This is a genomic window from Pseudomonas sp. QLc11A (assembly GCF_052112305.1).
Taxonomy (GTDB): Bacteria; Pseudomonadota; Gammaproteobacteria; order Pseudomonadales; family Pseudomonadaceae; genus Aquipseudomonas; species Aquipseudomonas laurylsulfatiphila.
On the sequence record NZ_JAVAJJ010000018.1, the window covers coordinates 26068 to 52064 of the forward strand.

16 protein-coding genes and 1 pseudogene are annotated in these 25997 nt (G+C 58.5%); 12 read left to right on the top strand and 5 right to left on the bottom strand.

Annotated elements, in window-relative coordinates:
• Positions 1–31 precede the first annotated feature (31 nt).
• From Q8X48_RS23205 to Q8X48_RS23230, 6 genes and pseudogenes are all read left to right on the top strand, one after another.
• The gene (locus Q8X48_RS23205; RefSeq protein WP_407801320.1) at positions 32–922 is read left to right on the top strand and encodes a LysR substrate-binding domain-containing protein; all 891 of its coding nucleotides are present in this window, start codon (positions 32–34) and stop codon (positions 920–922) included.
• An 18-nt stretch (positions 923–940) separates the two neighbouring features.
• The gene (gene thrC / locus Q8X48_RS23210) at positions 941–2329 is read left to right on the top strand and encodes a threonine synthase (protein ID WP_015095150.1); all 1389 of its coding nucleotides are present in this window, start codon (positions 941–943) and stop codon (positions 2327–2329) included.
• Entirely contained in the window at positions 2326–2763 is a 438-nt protein-coding gene (locus Q8X48_RS23215) for an Lrp/AsnC family transcriptional regulator (RefSeq protein WP_015095149.1), read from the top strand. The genes thrC and Q8X48_RS23215 overlap by 4 nt, the downstream gene beginning before the upstream one ends.
• A 115-nt stretch (positions 2764–2878) precedes the next feature.
• Positions 2879–3919 (top strand): homoserine dehydrogenase, encoded by a 1041-nt coding sequence (locus Q8X48_RS23220; protein ID WP_217835216.1) that lies wholly within the window; start codon positions 2879–2881, stop codon positions 3917–3919.
• Positions 3920–3931: 12 nt separating this feature from the next.
• Positions 3932–5350 (top strand): aldehyde dehydrogenase family protein, encoded by a 1419-nt coding sequence (locus Q8X48_RS23225; RefSeq protein WP_407801321.1) that lies wholly within the window; start codon positions 3932–3934, stop codon positions 5348–5350.
• 181 nt (positions 5351–5531) lie between these two features.
• Positions 5532–5986: pseudogene (locus tag Q8X48_RS23230) on the top strand (LysR substrate-binding domain-containing protein); the annotation flags it as partial.
• A gap of 47 nt (positions 5987–6033) precedes the next feature.
• Here Q8X48_RS23230 and Q8X48_RS23235 read toward each other — a convergent pair.
• Both Q8X48_RS23235 and Q8X48_RS23240 read right to left on the bottom strand, forming a co-directional pair.
• Positions 6034–7692: an arylsulfatase gene (locus Q8X48_RS23235; RefSeq protein ID WP_407801322.1), complete on the bottom strand. Its 1659-nt coding sequence runs from the start codon at positions 7690–7692 to the stop codon at positions 6034–6036.
• 223 nt (positions 7693–7915) lie between these two features.
• Positions 7916–8995: an HAD family hydrolase gene (locus tag Q8X48_RS23240; protein ID WP_407801323.1), complete on the bottom strand. Its 1080-nt coding sequence runs from the start codon at positions 8993–8995 to the stop codon at positions 7916–7918.
• 264 nt (positions 8996–9259) lie between these two features.
• Between Q8X48_RS23240 and Q8X48_RS23245 the strand changes: the two genes are divergently transcribed.
• Positions 9260–9706, top strand: coding sequence for a hypothetical protein (locus Q8X48_RS23245; protein WP_407801324.1), 447 nt, complete (start codon positions 9260–9262; stop codon positions 9704–9706).
• 88 nt (positions 9707–9794) lie between these two features.
• Here Q8X48_RS23245 and menE read toward each other — a convergent pair whose 3' ends face one another.
• Both menE and Q8X48_RS23255 read right to left on the bottom strand, forming a co-directional pair.
• Positions 9795–11297: an o-succinylbenzoate--CoA ligase gene (gene menE, locus Q8X48_RS23250; protein ID WP_407801325.1), complete on the bottom strand. Its 1503-nt coding sequence runs from the start codon at positions 11295–11297 to the stop codon at positions 9795–9797.
• Between the two features lie 32 nt (positions 11298–11329).
• Positions 11330–12994, bottom strand: coding sequence for an isovaleryl-CoA dehydrogenase (locus tag Q8X48_RS23255; RefSeq protein WP_407801326.1), 1665 nt, complete (start codon positions 12992–12994; stop codon positions 11330–11332).
• Between the two features lie 128 nt (positions 12995–13122).
• On the opposite strand from Q8X48_RS23255, the gene Q8X48_RS23260 reads away from it, so the two are divergent.
• The 5 genes from Q8X48_RS23260 to Q8X48_RS23280 all read left to right on the top strand — a co-directional run bounded on the left by Q8X48_RS23260 (position 13123) and on the right by Q8X48_RS23280 (position 19974).
• Entirely contained in the window at positions 13123–13938 is an 816-nt protein-coding gene (locus tag Q8X48_RS23260; protein WP_407801327.1) for a PaaX family transcriptional regulator C-terminal domain-containing protein, read from the top strand.
• A gap of 241 nt (positions 13939–14179) precedes the next feature.
• On the top strand, positions 14180–15397 hold the full coding sequence (locus Q8X48_RS23265; protein WP_407801328.1) for a DUF3422 domain-containing protein: 1218 nt from the start codon (positions 14180–14182) through the stop codon (positions 15395–15397).
• A gap of 656 nt (positions 15398–16053) precedes the next feature.
• The gene (locus tag Q8X48_RS23270) at positions 16054–16494 is read left to right on the top strand and encodes a CBS domain-containing protein (protein ID WP_007971558.1); all 441 of its coding nucleotides are present in this window, start codon (positions 16054–16056) and stop codon (positions 16492–16494) included.
• 395 nt (positions 16495–16889) lie between these two features.
• Positions 16890–18611 (top strand): type I secretion system permease/ATPase, encoded by a 1722-nt coding sequence (locus Q8X48_RS23275; RefSeq protein WP_407801329.1) that lies wholly within the window; start codon positions 16890–16892, stop codon positions 18609–18611.
• Entirely contained in the window at positions 18604–19974 is a 1371-nt protein-coding gene (locus Q8X48_RS23280) for an HlyD family type I secretion periplasmic adaptor subunit (RefSeq protein ID WP_407801330.1), read from the top strand. The genes Q8X48_RS23275 and Q8X48_RS23280 overlap by 8 nt, the downstream gene beginning before the upstream one ends.
• 261 nt (positions 19975–20235) lie before the next feature.
• On the opposite strand, the gene Q8X48_RS23285 is transcribed toward Q8X48_RS23280, so the two are convergent.
• A complete protein-coding gene (locus tag Q8X48_RS23285; protein WP_407801331.1) occupies positions 20236–25851 on the bottom strand; it encodes a putative Ig domain-containing protein in 5616 nt (1871 codons plus the stop codon).
• Between the last annotated feature and the right edge of the window lie 146 nt (positions 25852–25997).

Consider the following 25997-nt stretch of genomic DNA (forward strand, 5'->3'; position numbering starts at 1 on the left):
GTATAGATAAAGTCCTGATGAGGTTGCGCCGATGAGTCAAAAGTCACTACCACCCTTGAATTGGTTGAGGGCATTCGAAGTATCGGCGCGTTATTTGAACTTTACCCACGCAGCGCAAGAGCTCCATTTGACTCAAGGGGCTGTGAGTCAGCAGATCCGTCAGTTGGAAAGTCACCTCGGGGTGGCGCTGTTCAAGCGCTTGCCCCGAGGGCTTGGCTTGACCGAGGAGGGGCAGTCCTACCTGCCTGTCGTCCAGGACGCGATCAGTCGCCTTGCCGTTGGCACCAACGAGATTTTCGGCCAGCACAATCGAAGACATTTGAAAGTGCGTGGCAGTCTTTCCTTTCTTCACTATTGGTTGGCCCCCCGGCTCGCAGATTTCTGTCGGGAGTACCCCCAGATTGATATTCGATATATCAGCAACATCTGGGTGAAAGAACCGGATGGCGAGGATGACCTGGAGATTCGCTGGGGATGCGGTTCGTGGTCAGGCTTGCACGCTCAGCGATTGACCTGGGACATCCTTCAGCCTGTTTGCTCCCCACAGCTCATGGCCAGCTCACCCATACATGAGCCTCGCGACTTGATGAACCATTCTCTGCTGCATGTTTTGGGGTACGAAGAGGGTTGGGGTTACTGGTTGAAGCGAGTTGGAGCAGACGACGTCGACTATTCCCGCGGCCTTCAGTTTGACACGCTGATTTCCACGATCCGCATGGCCGAATTGGGGCAGGGCGTTGCGCTGGCACGGTCTTCGGTGGTCGAGGATTTGCTCAAGAGTGGGCAATTGGTTGCGCCGTTCAGTCACCGAATCGAGGCCAGTGAGTCTTTTTATCTGGTGCACGAACAGAGCGAAGCGCTATCGCCTGATGCCGCAAATTTTTCTACCTGGCTGGTGGCTCAAGCCCATCGCCTTTTGTAATACCGATTGGGAGTGGTCATGGATTATGTAAGCACACGCGGCGGTGACATGCGGGCAGATTTTCGCAGTGTGGTTCTGTCGGGGCTCGCCGAAAACGGTGGTCTCTATGTCCCAGCCAGTTTGCCGGTATTCACTGAGAAACAGATTGCCAGCTGGTCGTGGCTGCCGTTCGATGAGTTGGTTTGGCGAGTGATTTCGCCTTTTGTTGGCTCTTCCATAGATGAAAGTACCCTGCGTGGCTTGCTCAGTGACAGCTATCGACAATTCAAGCATCGCGCCATTACGCCGCTTGAGCAGATAGGGCATAACGAGTGGATACTCCAGCTGTTTCATGGCCCGACCCGTTCTTCCAAGGATTTCGCCGCGCAATTGCAGTCGCGCCTGGTCAAGCATTTTCTTGAGGAGGTCGGTAAAGAAGCGTTGGTGGTCGGTGCAACTAACGGTGATACCGGCCTTGCTGCGCTTGAAGCCTTTACTGACTGCCCGGCCGCCCGCATGGCGATACTGTATCCGCGCGATGGTCTTGCGCCTGAGCAACTCAGTGTCTTGCAGGCAGCCGACCCGCAGCGGGTCCAGCTGTTTGCGGTTGACGGTAATTTCGATGATTGCCAGATGCTGGTCTCCCGACTATTGCGTGAGTGGCCATTGGGCGCAGTGATGCCGATCTGTTTCAACTCGACCAATTGGATCGGCGTCCTGGCCCAGATCGTTTTTTACTTCCACGCGGCCTTGCAACTGGGCGGTGGCTCGCGTCCCGTCGGCTTTAGCGTTCCAGCGGCCAGCTCGGCTGAGATCTACGCCGGCTACATTGCGCAGAAAATGGGATTGCCCATCAATCAGGTGATCATTTCGACCAACAGCAATGATGCCCTGCACCAGTTTTTTCATTGCAATCGCTACTCCACCCGGATGACTGATCGAACAGTATCGCCGGCGATGGACTTCTCGTTGTTTTCCAACCTGGAGCGGTTTATCTGGGAGATTTACGAGCACGATGGCTGCTCGACAAAAGCACTGATGGAGCATTTTGAAAGTTGCGGAGAAATGAGCATCGGCAACCAGCAATGGCTGCGTGCCCGAGTGCTCTTCGATTCCTATGCCGTAGACGAATCCCAGGTGCGCGATGAGGTTGTCGAACTGTTCCGCGAGACGGGCTCGGCCATCGATCCTCACACCGCTGTGGGTGTACTGGCTGGCAGGCTTCATCGGCGCAGCCTGGGCGCGCCGATGGTCACCTTCGGGCAAATTGCGCCGGCCAAGTCGGCGGCGCTGTTGGCCGAGCTGGGCGTCTGGCAAGCAAGCGTTCCGAGCACTGTCGAGGTGAGCGCGCAACCACCGTACCTGGCCAAGGGCGATCTGGACGGTCTGTGCCAGGCCCTTTGTCTGGCGCAGCAGAGGCTTGTATGAAGCGCATTCTGGATCCGTTGGATGAACGCATACTGGCCGAACTGACCGCCAATGCGCGAATAGCCCATATCGAACTGGGTGCCAAGATCAACTTGTCGCGCAATGCGGTGCGCCAGCGCATCGAGCGTCTTGAGCGCGACGGTGCGATCCAGGGCTATACGGTACTCCTCGGTGAAACGCGGCGGCCTGCGTCGCTTATCAGTGCGGTGATCTTCGTCTATCGCTACGACCGCATGCGTGGCGAAGCAGTATTGGCTGCGCTGCGCTCCATTCCCGAAGTCGTGCAATGTGAAGTACTCAGTGGTGAGTTCGATTTAATGCTGCGCGTGAATGCCGCCACACCTGAGCGTGTCCATCTTGTGTGGAAGGAAATCGCGGCCATGCCAGGGGTGGAAAACACCGTGACATCGTTCGTCCTTTCTGCCGTGTTTTAAAGAAAATGTGTTTGGGCAAAATGCCCAATTAATAGAGCAGACTGCCATATTCAACTGCCAAAGCCCGGCACTTAGGATGTTCCTGTCGAACAACATCAATAAAGGAACAGCTTTCATGACCGAGTACAAAATTGCCTTGGTAGGGTTTGGTGGCGTGAACCGTGGCTTCGCCCAATTGGTCGCCGATCGTAATGCCCAGTGGAAAGAGTCCCTGGGTTTCACTATCAAAATTGTCGGTGTCACCGATCTGTTCCTTGGCTCCATCGTTGCCAAAGACGGTCTGGATGCCAAGCAGTTGGTCGCGCTACCGATTGAGAAAGGCGCTCTCGCTCAACTGCCCGGCGGCAATGCCGAGGCCTTCAACGAAACCGTGATCAAGCATTCCGGTGCCGACATCATCGCTGAGGCCACTTTCACCAATCCGGTGGATGGCGAGCCCGCAACCACCTTCTGCCGTTGGGCCCTGGAAAGTGGCATTCATGTAGTGACCACCAACAAGGGGCCTATTGCGCTGCACGGTGCCGAGCTCAAGGCGTTGGCTCGTCGCAACCAGGTCGCCTTCGAGTACGAGGGGGCAGTGATGAGTGGCACGCCCGTGATTCGTCTGGCCAAGCAGGCCTTGGCGGGTGCCAGCGTACAAGGCTTCGAAGGCATCCTGAACGGTACTTCCAACTATGTGCTCAGCCAAATGAAAGACGGCCTGGCGTTCAACGATGCCGTCGTACAAGCGCAACAGCTCGGTTACGCCGAGGCAGATCCAACCGCCGATGTTGAAGGGTATGACGTACGCCTCAAGGTGGTCATCCTGGCCAACGAACTTCTGAATGCACGACTGAATGTCAGTGACGTAGCCTGTTCAGGCATCAGCAATATCAGCGCGCAGGATATCGCTCAGGCAAGTGCCAATGGCGCCAGCTGGAAACTGATTGGCTCAGCCGATCGTGAAGCCGATGGCTCGGTTCGAGCGAGTGTCGAGGCCCGTTTGCTGCCCAATTCACACCCTCTGGCAGGCATTGCCGGCGCCACGAATGCAGTGTCGTTCAATACCGAGTTGCTGGGAGCTGTCACGGTGTCCGGGCCTGGGGCAGGGCGTATCGAGACGGCCTTCGCATTGCTGTCGGACATCGTCGCCATCCACACCGCCCACGGCAAATAACAGGAGATAGTCATGAGCGTATCCAGCATGGCCAGTATCCAGCTTGTTGAAGCCAAACAGATTGATGTGTTCAGTCCATTCGATGGTCGCTTGGTAGGGAGTGTCCCTTGCCTTGATGCCGCTGCAGTTCCTGGCTTGCTGGAACGCGCGCGAATCGGCGTTCGCGAGAGCGCGGCAATGCCTCGTCACCTGCGTGCGCGCATTCTTGAGGATGCCGCCCGCAGTGTGGAGCTTGAGTCTGATGCATTCGCCAGGCTGATCGTTGCAGAAGCGGGAAAAACGCTGCGACAAGCAGAGAAGGAAGTGAAGCGTTGCGTGAACACGTTGAAGTTATCGGCGGAGGAGGCGCGTCGTAACGCCGGGGAAGTGATTCCATTCGAGGCTTATGAAGGATCGGAATCGCGTCAAGGTTGGTTCACGCGGGAGCCCTTGGGACTTATCGTTGCAATCACCCCCTATAACGATCCGCTGAATCTGGTCGCCCATAAACTCGGCCCGGCAATCGCCGGTGGCAATGCGGTGATTTTGAAACCTTCGGAACTCGCGCCATTGTCTGCTCTCAAGCTCGTCGAGTGCCTGGTGAAAGCGGGTCTTCCACCCAATGTGATTACCCCGGCGACCGGTGGCGTCGACTTGGGTAAAGCATTGGTGGAGGTTCGCGAAGTTCGGATGATTTCCTTTACGGGTGGTTTTGCAACAGGAGAGGCCATCGCTCGTAGTGCCGGATTGAAGAAGCTGGCAATGGATCTCGGAGGAAATGCCCCGGTTCTCGTGCTTGAAGATTGTGATATGGAATTGACCGTGGAGTCGTGCGTGTCTGGTGCCTTCTGGGCAGCAGGGCAGAATTGCATCGGTACGCAGCGCATCCTTATCCATAGTTCAATTTATGAGGACTTCCGTGAGCGTTTTGTCAGCCAAACGCGCGCCTTGGTAGTGGGTGATCCTCACCAGCGAGCAACGGATGTAGGCCCGATGATTACCGAGCAGGCGGCGCGTCGTACCGAGCAATTGATAAATGAAGCGCTGGCCGAGGGGGCGGTTCTGCTGTGTGGGCACCATCGCCAAGGGGGAAGCTATGCGCCGACCGTGCTTGAGCGCGTGAGCCATGGCAGTACGATTTGGCAGCAGGAAGTCTTCGCGCCGGTGGTTATCCTGGAGCCTTTTGAGCATTTGGAAGACGCCATTGCTCTGGCCAACGCAACAGAGTACAGCTTGCACGCAGGTCTTTTCACACGTGACATTTCCAAGGCTTTGAAACTGGCGCGTCAGATTGAAGCGGGGGGCGTGATGATCAACGACTCTTCCGATTATCGTTTCGATGCCATGCCTTTCGGTGGTTTCAAGTACGGAAGTTTGGGGCGCGAAGGTGTTCGATTTGCGTATGAAGACATGACGCAGCCTAAAGTGGTCTGCATCAGCGAGTTGGATTGAACCTGCGAAGTACATTGCCACCGGCTCAGATGGGGTGGACGCTTTTTCTGACGCCCGATGTCCCCTGGATCTCATGAACTTAGCATGGCTCTGCGACCGTTGAGTCTTGGCTGACCAAGTGATATTGGTTTACGTACAGAAGGGCCTGAGAGGGCCCTTTTTGTTGCCCGGATTTCATTCGGAGCCGAGCTTGCATGTGCGGCTGTTTCATCGCAGCAAACGCAGCATCACGCTGACGGCCGAGGGGACCCTGTTCCTTGAGCGCTGCCGCCGCGTCCTCAGTGAAGTCACCGCTGCAGAGTCCGAGCTGTCAGGCCTGGCTGGTAGTCCACGTGGACGTCTTCGGGTGGGCACGCCTGTACTCGGCGACCTGATGATGCCGGTCTTTGAGGGGGTTATGGAGCGGTATCCGGAAGTCGAGCTGGATATCCATTTTTGTGACCGCATGGTCGATGTGATCGGGGAGGGGTTCGACGCGGTGATACGCACCGGCGAGCAAACCGATTCTCGCTTGACCGCGCGCCGCCTGGGTTCCTGCGCACATGTTCTGGTGGCGTCGTCGACGTATCTCAAGCGGCATGGTGTACCCACTTATCCGCGTGAACCGGAACGCTGGAGCGTTGGCCACTGCGGCTCGAACCGTGGCGACCTCTGCTGAGGTCGCCATTTTTCAGCTGAATTGATCAGTTACCGTTTGGCAACGACAAGTTGATGCCTTCCTTCTTCAGGGCATCACGCACATATTGGAATTTCTGGTACTGCGACAGCTCGATCGGTCCGTCATAGCCCATGCTTTGCAGTTTGCGTGGCGGGTAATCAATGTACGTTTTCATCAGTTTCATGATCGCTGCCGAGATCGGCACCATGGTCCAGGTGCGCTCGGTAAAGTTGTTCATGAACAGGTCATAGCGCTCTTGCGGGTCTTGCCACAAATCAAAAACTTGCGGCACGGTGGCCACATATTTTTGTGCGCCTTTCCATCCCAGGTTCGAGTCCACGGCGAGACCGCCTGTTTGGGCGCCATCGTCGCCGCGCAGGTTGAATACCGCTTTGTAGTTCCCGACACGGGCCGCACCCGGGGACAATTCATTCTCGGTAAAGTAGAACCACTCCTTGCGCGGTGAAGGGGCGCTACCGGTGAGTACTGGCGTCATGTCGTAGCTGTCGAAGATGATCGGCTGACCTTCACGGTCTTTCTCGGGCAGCTTGACGCCAGCCACAGAGGCGAACGTCGCCATCAAATCCAGGCCACCGAGAATTTCGTGGTTTTTCGTGTCCGGCTTGATCTTGTCTGGCCAGACGGCAATGGCCGGTACCCGGTTGCCGCCCTCACGCACCGTGCCCTTGGTGCCGCGGAACGGGGTATAGCCGGCGTCCGGATAAACGTCCTGCCAGGCCCCGTTGTCTGTGGTGTAAACCACCAAAGTGTTCTTATCCAGGCCCAGCGCCTTGAGCTTGTCCATGATGCGGCCGATGTGGGTATCGAGTTCGACGACGGAGTCGGCGTATTTGGATTTGGACATGGACTTATGAATGAACTCCGGAGCCGGCATATTCGGCTGGTGGACTTTCATGAAGTTGACGTTGATGAAAAACGGCTTGTCGGATTTGGCCGCCGTGTCGAGAAACTCAAGGGCCGCTTTTTCGACATAGTTATCAAAGAACGGAATGCCAACCACGCCGGGTTTACCATCCACGACGGGCGTGTCCACGTACTGGCCGTTGACCTTGAACTCTTCAACCGGTTTTTCGCCGGCCTTGCCGGACAACGCGCCTTTGGTCACCTTCTGGAACATCTCGCGGGTTTCCGGATCCATGTCGGGGAACCACGTTGGGTCCGCGTAGGTATAGGCATTGAGGTGATACAGGCCGACATAGTTCATCACGTCATAACCCTGGGCGTTGGGCAGCGCATAGTCGGCTTCGCCCAAATGCCATTTGCCGGTGAAGTAGGTGTCATAGCCGCCGGTCTTCAACACGGATGCCAGCGTCCACTCGGCAGCTGGCAAACCACCGCCCTGGCCTTGAAACGCCACGGTGGTCATGCCGCTGCGATTGGGGATACGCCCGGTTTGCATGGCCGCTCGGCCAGGCGTGCAGCTCGGCTGTGCATAGAAGGAGTAGAAAGTGACACCTTCTGCCGCCAACTCATCGATCTTGGGCGTTGGCATGCCGCGCCCGATCCCGCCTCCGTACGGCCCCAGATCGCCGTAGCCAGTGTCATCGGACACGATGAACAGGATATTGGTTTTCTCTGTTTGAGCGGCGTGGGCAAGCCCGTTCAATGACAACAGTGCAGCAAACACGACAGACAACTTGAAACGATCCGATAGCTTATCCATGCCAGCAACCTCGTTGTTTCATAATGTTGGCCGGTGATGAGTGCACAACTGCATTGACCCACGTGCGTTGACCACCGAGTAATTAGCCCAAGTACTGCATACAGATCACGACTGCTGTTGTTGCATGCCCTTGTAAGGAGTAAGGCGCACGAAGGAGTCTAGTGCGGCTTTTACTGCTCAGCGGGGTATTTGCTCATACGTTGAATTCACCTGCAGCGGTGTTTCACTCGAACGCAAACACCTTCTTCCAATCCTTTTTCATGCTGATGACCGTCCAGCCATCTCGCTTTGCCTGGTCATAAAGGGGTTGCGTGAAGGTGCCGACCTTGGTCTCGGGCAACGCTTGAGCCGGGCCATAGGCATATTCGCGCTCGGCGTCGTCATGCAGCACCAGCATCACCAGTCGCGCGCCTTGGCCGGCCTTGGTGTACTCCAGCATCTGCTTGTCGCCGGTGGAGTTGCCAAAGGCCGCGTTTGGCTGACGGCCCGTCATCAGATAAATGTTCTCTGGCTTGCCGGCATCGTTGTCGTTGAGCACTACTTTGGGTTGCTTGATCAACTGCGGTTTACCGTTCTTGTCGTAGACATATTCGGTTGCGCCAGCACTCCCGACGACCTGTTCCGCAGGCACGCCATAGATCTCCTCGGAATAGGCGCGAACGAAGTCCTGACCACCCCCGGTGACAATGTAGGTCTTGTAGCCATTGTCACGCAGGTACTGCATGACTTCTTTCATTGGCTGATACGTCAGTTCGGTGAAAGGACGCTTCCAGCGAGGGTCGCGGGCTTCGGCCAGCCAGGCACGAACTTGCTGCTTGAACTCATCCGTAGGCATGCCGCTGAGGGTCACCATGGCGATTTTCAGGTAGTCATCGAGGGTCAGTTTTGCCATGGCGGCGCGGTCGCCCGACAGTACCGTCTTGAAGGGTTCGGCGCTGGCCAACTCCGGCTTTGCCTTGACCACCGCAGGAACGCGGCTCAGGCAATAAAACAGTTGGCTATACGCAGGATGCTCGACCCACAGCGTGCCGTCCTGGTCGAAGGTCGCGATGCGTTCGGCTGGCGAAACGAACTGGCTACCCCCTTCCTGGGTGGTCGCCTTGACGAATTCCACGATGGCTTGCTTGGCCGGCCCGTCATTCCAGGATGCCAAAGGGTCGGCCGCGAACACCGCCGTCGACGCGATCAGGCTCAGCCCGAGTACGGCAAGGGGCGCGCCATGGCGGCGTTCAACGTGCGAGCAAAGGCGGGTCGTAGTGACTGCGGAGTTCCAGGTACGCTGCGCCAGGATCATGAGATTCATGAAGTTCACCTACGGTGGATGGGTTAATCATTGGCGGTTACATGGCTGCTCACTCTGGCAAGGACTACAGCAGTTAGTTGGAAATCCAGTGTAGTGGGTTTGGGAATAATTGCTGTTTCTGCACTCGGATCGAGACATTGCTCAATGCGCGAGCGGCACGGGATGGGGCATGTCCGAGAAGTACATTCCGGAGGAGTGCAACATGAGCTAATCAGCTATACACAATATTCCACCCGGCACTTCTTCAACCGATCGAGGTTGTCAATGAATTACACCCTCCCACTGACAGCGCTACTGGTCACAGTAAGCCTCTCGGGCTGTACCCGTTCATCCACCCAGTCGCTGACGCTTCCCCTGAAAGCCACCCAGCAGAATGCCGGCCAGATCGCCAATACGACGCTGACCGACGTGGACAACGAAAGTAATTTCAACTTCTACATCTCTGGCGTCCCGACAGGAACCACCATGCCGTTGCGCATTTACACGTTCGTCAACAGAGGCAACTGCCAACAGCCAGGCCCGGTTGCTTACGAGATGAACGACAGGATTACCACTCAGCGTACTGCTCAGACAGGTTGGAGGTTTGAGCGAGTTGCTCCGATTTCTGTGTCGGATCTGTTGTCCGGTCAATATTCCGTTGTCGTGCGCACGACACCTGAGGATGGCAGCGTCGATCTTTTTTGCGGGGATATCGCACAAGCGGCTCGCTGAACGTTTTCGCTGATCGTTAAGCCAAGCGTCGCCAACGTGATTGCCGCGTGCGCAAGTGCCGCTGATGTTCAGCGGCACTTGCTCGGGCTCATGCAATCAGCTGCCGCTTCAGAACCTTGCCCACCGAACTGCGGGGCAAGGTGTCAATCATCTGCACCGACCTCACGCACTTGAAACCAGCCAGACGCAGGCGGCAGGCCTCGATGATCGCGGCCTCACTGGTAGCGCCTGGCGACGCGGCAACGACAAAGGCAACTGGTACCTCGCCCCATCGCGCATCAGGCTGGCCGACGACGGCGACCTCGGCGACACCTGGCAACGAGGCAATCACCGCCTCCAATTCTGCCGGGTAGATGTTCTCGCCACCGCTGATGATCATGTCCTTGAGGCGATCCACCACGTGGAGAAATCCATGCTCGTCGATACGACCGATGTCACCGGTTCTGTACCAACCTTGGTGAATAGCTGCCTGGGTGGCTTGCGGATTACGCCAGTAGCCGGAAAACATCATCGGCCCACGACACCAGACTTCGCCGTCCAGGCCGGGGGCCACTGGTTCCAGGCTGGACGGATCGACGATTCTGACCTCACCAGACATCAGCACCTTGCCGTGGGAGTGGGCATGGGCGAGGCCCATTTCCTGGGTCCAAAAGGTCACCGCGCCACAAAATTCGGTAATGCCGTACACCTGCTGCACCTTCACGCCGATGGCCAGGCAGTCTTCGATCAGCCTGTAGGGAACCGCCGAGGCACCGCAGGTCACGGAAACCAGGCTGCTGCTATCGACTTCCTGTTTTTTTGCCAGGGCCAACAATGCCTGAAGCATCACCGGCACAGTCATCAAGCTGGTGATGCGTTCACGGGCGATCACCTCCCAGACCTGTGTCGGGTCGAAGTCAGGCAGCAGCACCGTGGTGCAACCTTTGAACACGTTGGTCAGCATGGGTGAAAGACCGCCGATATGGAACATCGGGGCGATCAGTAGAAAGCGGTGGTCCTGATTCCATTCCAGGGTGGCGCTGTTGCTTTGCGCGGTCCAGATCAACGCTGCGTGGGAGAGCAAGGCACCCTTGGGTTTTCCGGTAGTGCCCGAGGTGTACATGATCACTGCAGGGGCATCACCGCCGCGGCCCAGCAACAGCGGCGCGTCCGGGCTGGTATCGGCAGTGATGCGCTCGTAGGCGCCTGGCGCTTGTTCGGTACCTTTGTTGATCAGGATCAGACCTGGTCGGTCAGCTACCAATTGCTGGACGGTGGGTGCGAACGCGTCCTCGAACAGCAGTGCTGCCGGTTCGCTGTCGGCCAGGATGTAGCTCAGCTCGGGCGCCTGAAGGCGCCAGTTGAGTACCACCAACGTGGCGCCGGCCTTCGCTACGGCAAACAGCGCGCAGGCGAGAAATTCGCTGTTCTTTGAATAGACCGCCACGCGATCGTCTTCGGCCACGCCCTGTGCAACCAAATAATTGGCCAGTCGATTACAGCGTGCGTCGAACTGGGCGAAGCTCCATCTTCCCGTGGGTGAAACCAGCGCTTCTCGGTCTGGCGTCAAGTCGGCGCGCTGTGCCAGCAACCGTCCTAAATGTACGCTCATGGGGTTCTCCTTTTTTATTGTTATGGCCAAATTCAGAGACGGGGCATGGCGCGCTCGATCAAGGTGCTCAGCGGTGCATTGGAATCGAGGCTGCCAAAGGCGAATCCACACTCGTTGCCCAGGCGTGCCCGGCAGAAGATGTCGGCAATCTCGTTATTGCCTGACTTGAGCAGCAGCCCGGCCTGGATTGCCAGCGCGGTGCGCTCCACCACCAGACGGCTTCGGGCCTCGAGGTTGTCAATGTCCTGGAATGCGTTGTGCAGCCACTGCAGGTGGCTGTCATACAGCGGGTGCAGGCCTGCGGCGCTCTGCAGTTCGGCAAACAAGGCCTCACTGACTGCCGGGTCTTTGTGCAACGAGCGCAGCACATCCAGGCATTGCACGTTACCACTGCCTTCCCAGATGGAATTCAAAGGTGCCTGGCGGTACAGGCGCGGCAGGATGTTTTCTTCGACAAAGCCAATTCCGCCCAGACATTCCTGGGCCTCGTTGACGAACGCCGGGGTGCGTTTGCAAATCCAGTACTTACCGATGGCCGTGGCGATACGAGCGAAGGCCGCTTCCTGCGGATCGTTCGGCGAGGCATCCACGGCGCGGGCGATGCGCATCGTGAAGGCCACGGCGGCCTCACTCTCCAGCGCCAGATCGGCCAGCACGTTACGCATCAGCGGTTGTTCGATCAGCACATGGCCGAAGGCATGTCGTTGGCTGACGTGGTTAAGTGCTTGCACCAGGGCCTGGCGCATCAATGCCGAAGAGGCGATCACGCAGTCCAGACGGGTCAGAGCGACCATCTCCAGAATGGTCGCCACCCCGCGACCTTCAGCACCGACCAGATAGGCCGTGGCGCCCTGGAACTCCACTTCGGAGGAGGCATTGCTCCAGTCGCCCAACTTGTCTTTCAGACGCTGGATGCGCACGGCATTGAGCGAGCCATCAGGCAGGATTCGCGGCATCAGAAAACAGCTCACGCGCCCATCGAGCTGGGCAAGTACCAGGTGCGCATCGCACATGGGGGCAGAGAAGAAGAACTTGTGACCGATCAGTTTGAAGCTGCCATCGGCCTGAGGGTGGGCCTGGGTGGTATTGCTGCGTACATCCGAGCCACCCTGTTTTTCGGTCATGCCCATGCCTATGGTGCAGGCGCGTTTTTGCTCGACGGGTAGCGGACGTGGATCGTAGTCCCGGGCGGTCAGTTTGGGTATCCAGATTTTTGCCAGCTCAGGGGTGTTCAACAGCGCCGGAATGGCGGCGTGGGTCATGGTCAACGGGCAGCAGGTGCCTGCATCTGCCTGGCCATTGAGATACAACAAGCCAGCGCGCACCACATGGGCTCCGGGTTGCCCCGAGTGGTTCCACGAAAAACTGTGTACCTCGCCGCGCATCGCGTTGAGCATCAGCTGGTGATAGGCGGGATGGAACTGCACCTCATCAATGCGCCGGCCATAGCGATCGAAGGCATGGAGTACGGGTTTGTTGCGATTGGCCAGCTCGCCCAGCTCCATTTGCTCGCCGCCACTCATGGCGCCATGGGCCGATAACTGCGCCTGTGCCCATTCGCCGCCGTTCACTCGCACCGCCTCGCGCAGTGGGACATCACTGTCCCAGGCGTTGTAAGCTGGCAACGGCTGCGGCTGATTGAAAACTTCGTGGGTTGAAAACGGGGTGTCGAGCTTTGGCTGGATTGCGGCAGACATGAGAGGGTTTCTCCGTGATAGGTCCGGAGAAAATTACACTCAATGTATTTTTTGTGTCAATCGCTGTAATTTACGATAATTCATCAGGTGCGTGCCGAATCGTGCCTGGAAGGGAGGACTGTTTCTTGTTGGAACCCGCTTCAGACGAGCTTGAAAACCCGACGCCAACGCCGCGTCAGTTGATCCTCAAATTGCTCCTGGTTGTCGAAGGTGGTGAGCTGGATGTCACCAGCGCCGTGCGCGCCTGCGCTTTGTTCGGTCTGTCTGCGAACAACACACGAGTTGCCCTTGCCCGGTTGCAGAGCGCCGAACTGATCGAAACTGTCGTGCGCGGCGCCTACCGTCTTGGCCAGGCCGGCAGAGCGCTGGGCGAAGAGATAGGCGCTTGGCGTCAGGCCGAAACGCGTCTGCGCGAGTGGGATGGCAGCTGGGTGGTGGCGCTTACGGCGGCCCTGGGCCGCAGCGATCGCAAAGCATTGCGTGCCCGAGAGCGCGCATTCGGATTGGTGGGCTTGCGCGAACTGGATGACGGATTGTTCATCCGCCCTGATAACCTGGTCGGCGGAGTGGCGCACACACGCGAACGTCTGCTGTCACTGGGCGTGGAAAACTCCACGGCAGTGTTCCAGGCGCAGCAGTTCGATCCGCAGCGAGACGCCCGGGCCCATTTGCTGTGGGACGCCAGTGAGTTGCAGAAAACCTACAGCGAGGGCCAACGCACGCTGCAGGCGTCGATGGCGCGTTTGGCCGGCATGCCGATTGAGGACGCTGCCCGTGAGTCGTATGTGCTGGGCGACCAGGCCATGCGCCAGATCGTGTTCGACCCGATGCTTCCTGAGCCTTTGGTGGACTCCGCGCACCGTCGTTCCTTCCGCGAGCTGGTCAAGCGATATGACGATGTCGGCCACCAGATCTGGCGCGACTTTCTCGCCCAGGGTAGATGAAACCCGGACGGTGGTTTCGCTTGCCGGCTTCAGGTATGGCAGGTCAACAAACACGCTTCGGACGGTGTCTGTCCCTGGTTCGCTACTGTTGATCCAGGGTTTGTCACCTGGCCGTGACTCATGAGTTCTCCAAACTGTCCCACCAACAACAGCAATCGATAATGCCCCGAAAGATTCGGCACCTGGCTCGGGTGGGCATTCATCGCAAGCGGCAAAAACAACTCCAATATGGCCATACAACATGCACCCGTTACGACAAAGCCTGCACAACGAACTGCACGCGCGCCCGTCACTGTATTTCGATGAGCCGGCCCATGTGTTTCATCTGGCCTTCCTCGGCAGCGATCAGGCGTGCAATGCATTCCTTGAACAATGCTGCCTTGGCACCCTCGACCTGAATGCCGCCCAAGGCATTACCCAACTCGATGGCCATGCACTGAAATGGGAGCGCCATGCCGAGTTTTTCACCCTGACACTGGTGGTCACTTCATCCTCTGATGACTTGTCCTGGACAACACTTCCCGAGGTGCTGGCGTCAAAGGTCGAAGTGCATTTGCCGGCCCTGATCAACTCGGTGCAGATTGTCGTGCGTGGTGAAACCGGCCTGGATCTGTCCCGGTACGGCTTCAAGGATCCGAGCGGTTCGTGCGTGGGCGGTGGCGATGCCATGGTCTGGAGTGATTTTCGCTTGAGCGAGGAGGGCAACAACCACATGCTGTTCGTCAACCGGCGCCTGAATGCCTACCGGCAAGGCCGGATGATACGTCGCCTGCTGGAAATCGAGACCTACAGGATGATGGCCTCGCTATCCTTGACCATGGCCAAGGACTTGAGCGCGCAGCTCGATGCTTTCGACAAGACCCTGGTCACCCTTTCCGAACGCAACGCCGACCCGGACGGCAGTAATGCAAAAGCCCTGCTTGCGGATATTTCCAACCTTTCTGCGCAAGTGGTGAGCAGCGCGGCGAAAACCCGGCACCGCTTCAGTGCCACGCAAGCCTATGCGCAATTGGTGTTCGAACGTCTGGGTGAGCTGCGGGAAAGTCACGTAGGTGATTGCCAACGCCTGGGCGTATTTATCGAACGCCGCTTCAAACCTACCGTCAGGTACTGCACCGCCACCGAACAGCGCCTGGAGCACCTGGCCGAAAGCGTGGCCAACCTGGGCGATCTGTTACAAGCACGAGTCCAGGTCGAAATGGAGGAACAGAACTCGGAAATCCTGAAAAGCCTGAATGCTCGCGCCGATGCCCAGATCAAGATCCAGCGCGCAGTGGAGGGGCTGTCGATTATTGCCATTACCTACTACCTGCTCAGTTTGCTCAAGCTGGGTTACTCAGGGGTGCACCTGCTTGGCGTTGAGGTGGCACCGCGAGAGGCCATGCTGGTCATGGCGCCGCTCGCGATCGGTATTCTTGCGTTGATCGTGCTGCGTATCAGGAAAGTTAAAGAGCATTGAGGTGATGGCCTGCGATGTCGTTGCAGTGCCTTTTCCACTTGCACATGGCGGCCGCCGGCAAAGGGGTGAAACTAATTGCAGGTGTAGCAGGCTTGCCAGGCACCCACCGTGGGTACATCCAGTTGGCGATAAACCAGTCCTCTGCCTCCGTCCTGACTTTGAACTCATGAGCACTAGCATTGTGGAGTCAGCAGGACATGCACTGTTGTAAAGCGCTGCGCTTAACAAAGTGCACCAGTCGGAAGCGACGCGCTGGGCTTTCGCCTCCATTAGCCCACAGCTCATCGATTTGCTGACCTTGGCAATTCGCTTTCCCGGGATGCCTGCTCATGCCACAGAAACTCGCCTGGATCGCAGTTACCGTGATAACCACCCAAAGCTCGGGAGCCTGGACTTGCGCATAGGATGAAGTGTCTGTGCTGCCGGCTGGCACAAAGACTGCATGACCTACATCAGGGTTACCTACCACATATTCCTCTGGACTCCTCCTCGGTCAACGATGATCGATGTACTGAACAGGTCATGAATAAGGTTGGTACCTCAGACAGGAATCTCAGGCTTTAACACTGCAAAAGAACAGGCAAAGGCGCCTGGAACCGAAGGGTTTCAGGCGTTTTTTTTGCGTTTTTTATCCGTAATTATCTTCGGAGCCGTTCATGAAAACAGCCGCACAATTGCTGAAACTGAAGGTCACGCAAAACCAGCAGGTACATAGCATCGCGCCAGATCAGATGGTGTATGAGGCGCTGAAGATGATGGCTGAAAAGAATGTAGGTGCTCTACCCGTGATAGAGGATGGGCAGGTGGTTGGCGTTATCAGCGAGCGTGATTATGCGCGCAAGGTCGTTCTACAGGGGCGATCTTCGGTCGGTACTCCAGTCCGGGTCATCATGAGCGCGCCCGTCGTTACGGCAGACAGTCAACAGAGTATCGAGCGTTGCATGATGGTTATGACCGACAGTCATCTGCGTCATTTACCGGTGGTGGAAGGTGATCAACTGATTGGCCTCCTGTCGATTGGTGATCTGGTAAAAGAGGCCATCGTTGAGCAGGCCGACCTGATCCGGCAACTGGAACACTATATCCGTGGACACTGAAACGACCAAGGCAAGGTGGATGCAGGGCGCATAGGCACATGCAGTATTCCAATGTGCTCTTTCTTGCAGGACAGCAATGGCCTCGGGGTTCGTAGACACCACCAAGTATTGCCCTGGCGCGGGAAGGCATTGCCTGGCAGCCCGGTTTCCCTTGCCATGGCGGCGCGCAATGCGAACGTGCCGTTTTGCAACATACCCGTCCGTCACCCACTTGAAAGCCCGGTCTGCATAACCGGCACTTACCCGAGGCCGCGTTGTCAGTAATTGGCGCCTGTAGCGACGAGGACCGTCTCTGATAGCGGCACGTCAGACTGCATTTAGTGTTTCTCCCCTTGGGCAAACGCTCGCGATGGATTGCGTCCTGTACCGACTCTTTCTTAAGCGAGCAACTTTCTATGGGTTTTTTTCTCGATCCGCGTCATGACATTGACGCCGCGTTATTAAGCTACCGCCGGGTGTTTTGGTCGTTGGCGCTGTTCAGTGGCGTGATTAACCTGTTGGTGCTGGTGCCGTCGCTCTACATGATGCAGGTGTACGACCGGGTCCTTACCAGTCGTAACGAAACCACTTTGTTCATGCTTACTTTGATCGCGCTGGGGCTGTTCATGTTCAGCGCCTTGATCGAGTGGGTTCGTGGCGCGGTGATGATTCGCATGAGCGCGGGGCTCGACGAAGCCTTGGGCGAGCGGCTTTTCGACGCCGCTTTCGCCCGCAGCCTTCGCGAGCATGATGCCAACCCGGCACAGGTGCTCACCGATCTGGCGACACTGCGGCAATTGATCACCGGCCAGGGCCTGATTGCCTTGCTCGATGCGCCATGGTTGCCGATCTTTTTGCTGATAGCGTTCATCTTTCACCCATGGTTTGGCGTGCTGACGCTGGTTCTGGCCCTGATACTGATCGGCCTGGCTCTGTGGGGGGAATGGGCGACTCGAACACGCCTGGACGAAGCCAATCGGCTGGGTGTGCAGTCGTCGATTTATCTCAACAGCTCGTTCCACAATGCCGAAGTCATCCAGGCCCTGGGCATGCTCGGGCCATTGCGTCAGCGCTGGAGCCTTCTGCAGCAGCGCATCGTTGCGGCCCAGGCCCATGCCAGTGACCGAAGCGCGCGTATCACGTCGATGACTCGTTTCGTACGCATTTCCGGGCAATCGTTGGCCCTGGGGCTCGGCGCGCTGTTGGTGCTCGAAGGCCAATTGTCGGCGGGCATGATGATCGCCATGTCGCTGCTATTGGGGCGCGCCCTGGCCCCCGTGGAAATCGCCATCGGCTCGTGGAAGCAATTCAACTCCGGCCGCCAGAGTTACCAGCGCCTCAGCCAACTCCTTGTCCGGCATCCAGGCGAGCGCCTGCGCATGTCGTTGCCGCCGCCCAGCGGCGCGGTGCGTGTGGAGCAGTTGTATGTCGGCCCGCCCGGTGCCTCGCAACCGATCCTGCGGGGGATCAATTTCAATTTGGTCAAAGGTGACGTGCTCGGCGTTGTCGGGCCCAGCGCCAGTGGAAAGTCAACGCTGGCCAGGGCGCTGGTCGGGGTCTGGCCAGCCATGGGCGGGTCGGTGCGCCTCGATAACGCCGAGATCAGCCAATGGTCTCACGACGCCTTGGGCCCGCACCTGGGCTACTTGCCGCAGGACATAGAACTGTTCGACGGCACGGTGGCCGACAATATTGCCCGCTTCGGTGAGCAGGACGCCGACAAGATCATCGCGGCGGGGTGTCATGCTGGCATACACGAGATGATCCTGAGGTTCCCCAAAGGTTACGACACGCCGTTGGGCCCCGGCGGGCTTGGATTGTCCGGGGGACAGAAACAGCGCCTCGGCCTGGCTCGTGCACTCTATGGGCTCCCTACGCTGATCGTGCTCGATGAGCCGAACTCCAATCTCGATGAAGCCGGAGAGCTGGCGCTGGTCCAGGCGATCGGTGCGCTCAAGACTGCTGGCAGCACCGTGGTGCTGATTACACATCGGCCTAGTGTACTGGCGGTGGTTGACCACATCCTCGTGCTCAAGGACGGCACTCAACAAGCATTCGGTCCACGGGATCGGGTGCTCAAGGCATTGCTTGCGGGGCCGAGACCGGCAGCGATCAAGGAGGCTGGCGAAGATGCATGATCTGACCCCAGGCACACAGATGTACAGCGAACAACGACCGATCGTACGTGATAAAGCCACGCCGCCAAGTGCCAATACCGACGCGGGCAGCGCGGCACGATATGGCGTGGGCTTCCTGGCCCTGGCACTGGGTAGCTTCCTGCTCTGGGCCTGCCTGGCGCCGCTCGACCAGGGTGTCGTGGGCAGCGGCACCGTGGTGGTGGCGGGTGAACGCAAAGCGGTGCAGTCGTTGGTCGGTGGCGTGGTGGAAAAACTTCTGGTCAGTGATGGCGACCGCGTCACCCAAGGGCAGTTGCTGGTGCAACTCAACACGGTGCAAGCGCAGTCACAACTGGACGTGACCCGGGGCAAATTGCTTAATGATCGCAGCGTCGAGGCTCGCTTGATTGCCGAGCGCCTGGGCACCGCCGAGATCCAATGGCCCCCTGACTTGCTGGAACACGCTGAAGAGCCGCGGCTCAAGGCAGCCATGGCCTTGCAGAGTAAGTTGTTTGCGACCCGCCGTGCGGAATTGGCCAGTCGCTTGCAGATCATCGAACACGAGACCGCCGCATTGCAGCAGCAACTGACCGGATATGAAGGTGTCAAGCGCAACTACGAAACGCAGATGCGCTTCCAGCAGCAGGAGCTGGAAGGCCTGCGTGTTTTGGCACATGAGGGCTACGTCCCGCGCAACAAACTCTTCGAGGCCGAGCGCAACGCCGCCCAATTGGCCGGGCAGATTGCTTCCGTGACAGGTGATGCCGGCAGGACTCGCCAGTCGATCAATGAAAGTCGGCTCAAGGCCTTGCAGGCGCAGCAGGAATTTCGCCGCGATGCCGAAACCCAGCTCAGTGAAGTCTCCGCCGAGGCGTCAGCTTATGCCGATCAGATCAGTGCCTTTGAGTTTGAAGTCGACAACGGTGCGATCCGCGCGCCGGTGTCCGGACAGGTCATGGACGTGAACATTCATACGATTGGTGGCGTTGCCCAGGCGGGGCAAATCCTGATGCAGGTGGTGCCGTTGGATGCGCCGATGGCGATCACCGCGCGTTTCGAGCCGTTGATGGCCAACAAGTTGCGTCCGGGGTTGCCGGTGCACGTGCATTTCACGGCGCTGCAACGGGTGGATACCCCGACTGTCACCGGGACGGTGACTACGGTGTCGGCGGACCAGTTGATCGATGAACAGACTCACCAGCCGTACTTTTCCGCCAAGGTCGAAATTCCCGCAGATACCGTTGTGTCGCTACAGGCCGCCGGCCTGTCGGTGCGGCCGGGCATGCTGGCCGATGTCACGGTGGTCACGGGCGAGCGTACCTTGATGAACTACCTGATGAAACCTTTGCGCGAACGCTTGCTCGCAGCCTTCAAAGAAGAATGAGTGGCTACCCTCGTGTTTTCGAACGCCACACATTGCGGCAGGAGCGTAATGCTGTTCAGTTAAGCGAGAATGCTCCCCTGTAGGAGCGAGCTTGCTCCGGGCGGCATTCCGACGATGGACTCAAGAGCGCCGCGTTTAGTCAGTAAACACGCGGCATCGTTAACGACCATCGTCGGAACGCCGCCCGGAGCAAGCTCGCTCCTACAGAATCCTTAAACGTTAGGAGCGGGCAGGCTTGCTATCACCAATTATGGTCTGTACTCAGGCGGTGAAATCGCTGGCGTGCAACTCCTTGACGCCCAGCAGTGCGAATTCGAACTCGGGGGTGGCGTCGGCATCGACACTGCCGTAGAGAATGCCATCGGCAAAGCGCACTTGGCCGGTGGCGTTGGCAGGGTCGAAAGCGTTGCTGCCAATGAAGGTGAAGGCATCGACAGTGCCGGTCAACGGGTTGGCGTCCAGGCCGGAGAAGTCCAGATGATCGCCTTCGATGCTCTTGAAACCGTTGAGCACATCACGCGAAGCACCGACGCCCATGTCCGACAGCGCACCAAATGCGTAGGTATCCGCACCAGTGCCACCGGTGAGATTGTCGGTGCCTGCACCGCCGATCAACCGATCATCGCCGGAACCGCCCACGAGCGTGTCATTGCCCGCACCACCGTTCAGGACGTTCGCGGCGCTGTTGCCCGACAGACTGTCTGCGTAGGCACTTCCCGTCAGGTTTTCGAAGAATTTCAAGGTGTCGAGCCCCGATCCCCCGGTGTTTTGTTGCACTGAGGTCGAGAGGTTGGCGGTGACACCGGACAGAGCGCGTTCAAAAGACACGGTGTCATTTCCCTCGCGCCCGTCCAGCACGTTGTTGCCGGCAGCGGCGAACAGCGTGTTGTCCAACGCGTTGCCCGTGCCATTGGCGGCGCCCGGGTTCTCGATGTACAGATTCTCGACATGGGCGCCAAGGGTATAGGTCCCCAGGCTGCTGCGCACACTGTCGACCCCTCCGGGCAACACGTTGCCCTGGGTCTCGATCACGCTGTCGTCGGCGTTGTCGACATAGTAAGTGTCGTTGCCATCACCACCACTCATGCTGTCGGCCTCTGCGCCACCATTGAGCACGTTGGCGGCGGCATTGCCTGTGATGAAGTTGCGCAGCGCGTTACCGCTGCCGTCGATCTCCGAGACACCGGTGAGCACGAGGTTCTCGAGATTGGCGCCCAGGGTCCAGCTGACTGATGCCTGCACCGTATCGATCTGCGAGGCCGAGGTGTTGGTTTCCACCACGCTGTCGGACGCGTTGTCGACCAGATAGATGTCGTTGCCATCGCCACCGGTCATGGAGTCGGCGCCCAAGTCGCCATCCAGTGTGTCATTGCCCGAACTGCCCACCAGGGTATCGGCCTGGTCAGTGCCGGAGATCATGCCGCCCTGGTTCTGAGCGTTGTCGAAAATGTCCTGAACACTATTGTTGTCGTCCGGGTTGCCTTGAAAGCCAAGGTCTGCGGCGATGTAGTCGGCCAGGCGCTGGCCGACGATTTCCGCCGACTCCTCGTGCAGGTGCCAGACGTCATCGGGATACACCAGCGGATCGACTTCGTAGCGCAAGGGCAGGTCGGTGTAGTCCACCGCCAGCTTGACGTCGGTGCGTTCGGTGGCGATGGCTTCCTGGACGGCGCGAACATAGCCTACGCCCTCGACGATGGAGGCTATCTTTTCTTCGGAATAGCCCCGGGCACGTGCCGCATCCTCCTGATAGTGGCCGGTTTCCATGATGTACACGTTGAAGTTGCCGAACTGGGTATGCAGGTAATCGAACACCTTCAGGGTGGCGTCCTTGTAGGCAGCGGCCGCCGCTGTTTTGTCCGTGGCACGCGCGATCTCCTGGGCAGCTTCCTCGCCCTGGCCCCAAATGATGCCCATGGTGACGTTATCGATCGATTGCAGTTCGGCGAGCTGGTCCCCCAGCAACGCGACGGCACGCAACAGTGCAGGCCCTGGTTGGTTGGTGTCAGTCAACCACCAGCACAACTTGAGCTCTTCGGCGCCCAGGGTCGACAGGCCGTTGACCGTGCTACCTCCCACCGCGATGTCGATGCCGTTGCCGTCGGCATCGGTGAACTGGCTGCGTACGTCATAGGGGGTGTAGCGGTCCAGGTCTTTGACCAGCATCGAGGTGCCAGACTGATCGTCATCCTCTGTCATGCGCAGCAGGCGCGCATTGGATTGACCGAGCGTGGGCAGGTAGAGAATATCCTGTTGGGCGCGCTCGCCAAACACGAAGTCGCTGGTGGTGAGGGTGTTGAGGTAGTTGCCGTTGAGGGCGATTTCAAAACGGTTGCCATTGGCATCCGCGTCGGCGGATTTGATGTAGGTCTTGTCGCCGGCCGCGTTGAGTGTCGTGTACAGCGTGTGATTGCTGCCATCGCCGAGACCGAGAAAGCCCAGGCCCGACACATCGATCTTGTCGACGCCAGCAGTGAAGTCATAAATCGTGTCGGTGGCAGTGATGCCGCCGGCGTCGTAATCGCGGTAACTGTCGAGCGGGTTGGTGTAGCGGAAGGTGTCAGCCCCATCGCCGCCATACAGCGAGTCGCGTCCGGCACCACCGTCGATGATGTCTGCCCCGGTGCCAGCCTTGATCGTGTCATTGCCACCGTTGCCCAGGATCAGGTCAGCACCTGCCGTGCCGTTGAGCGTATCGGCATTATCGGTGCCGACGAGGGTACTGGCTGGCGCATCAGCCACCGTCAGAGCGAAGCTGTCGCTGACCGAGGCACCCGAAGGATCGGTGGCCTTGACCAGTACGTTGTAGTTTCCGGCCGCAGTGCTGATCGGCGTGCCGCTGAACGTCAGGCTGGTGGCATTGAAGCTCAGCCATGTGGGCAGGGCGCTTGCGTCGGCGAGGGTCGCGGTATAGACCAACGCATCCTGGTCGGCGTCGGTGAAACTGTCCTGGGTCACGGTGTAATTGAACGGCGTGCTTTCGGTGGCGTTCTGGTCGAGCAGGGGAATGGCCACCACTGGCACCGCATTGCCTGGAGTGTTCTGGTCGGCGAAGACAAAATGACTCGCCGTCAGGCTGCTCACCAGATTGCCCGCCATCGACAACTCAAAGCGATTGCCGTTGGCGTCGACGGTGAGATCCTTGAGGTAAGTACGGTTGGTCGACGCACTGTAGGTCAGTTGCAGCGTACCGTTCAGGCCATTGCCCAGCGCCGTGTAGCCGAGTGCCGAAACATCGATCTTGTCGGCGCTCACGTCGAAGTCGAGGATTTGGTCGCTGACGCTCGTGGAACTGGTGCGGTAACTGTCGAGTTTCGAGGTATAGCGGAACACATCGGCACCCGCGCCGCCGGTGAGCTTGTCCACCCCGGTGCCACCGATCAGGATGTCGTTGCCCGCGCCGCCATCAAGCGTGTCGTTACCTGCGCCACCGATCAGTTGCTCGTTGGCTGCGGTGCCAGTCAGGGTGTCGTTGTTCGGGGTGCCATTGATCACCGTGGGGCCCGCGGGTACGTCCTGCACGGCGAGGGTGAAGCTGTCGCTGACGGTGGCGTTGCTGCCATCGCTCGCGGTGACCTGGATGGAGTAAGTGCCCGACGCGGTGTCGTTGGGTGTACCACTGAACGTGCGAGTGGCGGCATCGAATGTGAGCCAGCCGGGCAGGGCGCTGCCATTGGCCAGCTTGGCGGTGTAGCTGAGGCTGTCGTTATCCGGATCGGTGAAGCTGGTGGCCGGGACCACGTAACTGAACGCGCTACTTTCGGTCGCGCTCTGATCCAGCAGCGGCGTGGCCAGCACCGGCGCCTGGTTGGTTGGTGACGACGTGGCGAAGACGAAGTTGGCGCTGGTCAGTTTGTCGAGGTAGTTGCCGGCCAGCGTCACCTCAAAACGATTGCCATTGGCGTCGGCGGTCAAGGACTTGATGTAAGTCTTGGTGCCGGTGCTGTTGAGCACAAGGTACACGGTGTTGTTCTTGCCATCCCCCAGGCCGGTAAATCCGATGGCCGACAGGTCGATCTTGTCGTTGCTGACATCGAAATCGGTGATCAGGTCGCTAAGGTTGGCACCGCCGGTGTTGTAGTTGCGGTAACTGTCCAGGCGATTGGAGAACACAAAAGTGTCCGCCCCGGCGCCACCGGTGAGGCTGTCCATCCCGGCGCCGCCGTCGAGCTTGTCGTCGCCCGCGCCGCCACTGAGATTGTCGTTTCCTGCGAGGCCGAGCAGGGTGTCGGCCGAATCGCTGCCCAGCAACGCGTCGCTGGCGCTGGTGCCGGTGACCACCCGATTGAAAATGAAGTTGCTGGCGGTCAGGGTGCTGGCGAGGTTGCCCGAGAGAATCAACTCGAAGCGATTGCCGCTGGCGTCGGCATCGTAGTCCTTGATGTAGGTGCGGTCGTTGCTGGCGCTGTAGCTGACCTGCAGGGTGCCACCACGGCCATTACCCAGGCCGGTGAAGCCCAGGCCGGCCAGGTCGATCTTGTCCTGGGTGACGTCGAAGTCGGTCACAGTGTCATCGAAGCTTGCGGTTGCATTGCGGTAGCTGTCGGACTGAGAGGCGAAACGGAACGTATCGGCACCGGTACCACCGGTGAGTTTGTCGATGCCCGCACCGCCCACCAGAATGTCGCCACCGGCCCCGCCATTGATCGTATCGTTGCCGGCCCCGCCGTAGAAAATCTCGCTTTCGGCGCTGCCCGACAGGGTGTCGTTGCCAGCCGTACCTTGCACAGTGGTCATCGGCACCGTGTCGCTGACGTAGCTGCCGTCACCATAGATCAACGTGGCACCCTTGCTGATGTGACTGATGGTATTGCCGATGATGGCATTGCGATCCGTGCCGTCTTCATTGCGTTCTGCAACACCGTAGGTCGAGAGGTTGCTGCCGCTGATGATGTTGCCCTGGATGGTGTTGTCGCTGCCGTTGAAGTACTTGCCTGACACGCCCAGGGTGTCGTCGTAGGACTGGATGATGATTTCCGGTACGGGGCTGACCAGTGAATTGTTGTGGAGCGTGTTGTCGATGATTTCAACGTGGTTACTGCCGTAGATACGAATCCCGGCGCTGGCATTGTCGTGAATATCGACGCCGCTGACAGTCACCTCGCTGGACATCTTGATCAGCACCCCTTCGGCGCCGTTGTCGTACACCTCGCCACCGGTAATGGTTATGTTGCTGGGGGAGGGGATGTCCTCGCTGCCGCGCTGCACCACGATGCCATTACCGCCGTTGTTGTAGGCAATGTTATTGGTCAGGGTGAAGTCGTGGGTACTGGTAACGACGTTGAAACCGTGCCGATCGTTGTCGTAGGCGATGTTGTTTTCAAAGGTGCTGTCGCTCAGGAAATCAGCGACGAAGCCGTCCAGGCCATTGCCGTGGGACACGCTGTTCTTGATGACCATGTTGACGGTCTGCTCGTGGGGGTCGAAACCGTACCCGGAGCAATCCTTGATTTCGACACTGTCGAGGGTGACGTTGGAGTCGTAGCCTTCTTCGCCGGGAATGAAGCCGTTGAACCAACCGTCGATCTTGCCCGTTGTGTTGTCACGATTGCCATCAATGGTGAGGTTGCTGACGCCAAAGTCGTGGGTTTCTTCGCCATAAGCGGAGCGAATAATCCCCGTGATCTTGGTATCCGAACCGTCAGCCACTTTGACGTTGGTGACGCCCATGCCGTCGCCGTACAGGTAGACGTTGCTCTTGAGCATCAGGCACCCGTCAGAGGGTTCCGCGCCTGCGGAAACGATATAGGTCCCGGTTGGCATATAGACCTGGCCACCGCCAGCGGCAGCCGCGGCATCAATCGCACTCTGTATTGCGGCCGTGTCGTCGGTAATCCCATCGCCTTTAGCGCCAAAACTTTGTACGTTGAAAATCATTAGGTTATCTCCGTATCAGTCTAAATAGCGGCGCACGCCAATATTCCATCGACGAACAGCTTGTTAGGACTCGGAGACGCTCGAAAGTTGTGACCGCATATCGGAAGCACGTCAAAAAACAGATATTACTGATCAGTGGTCTGAAC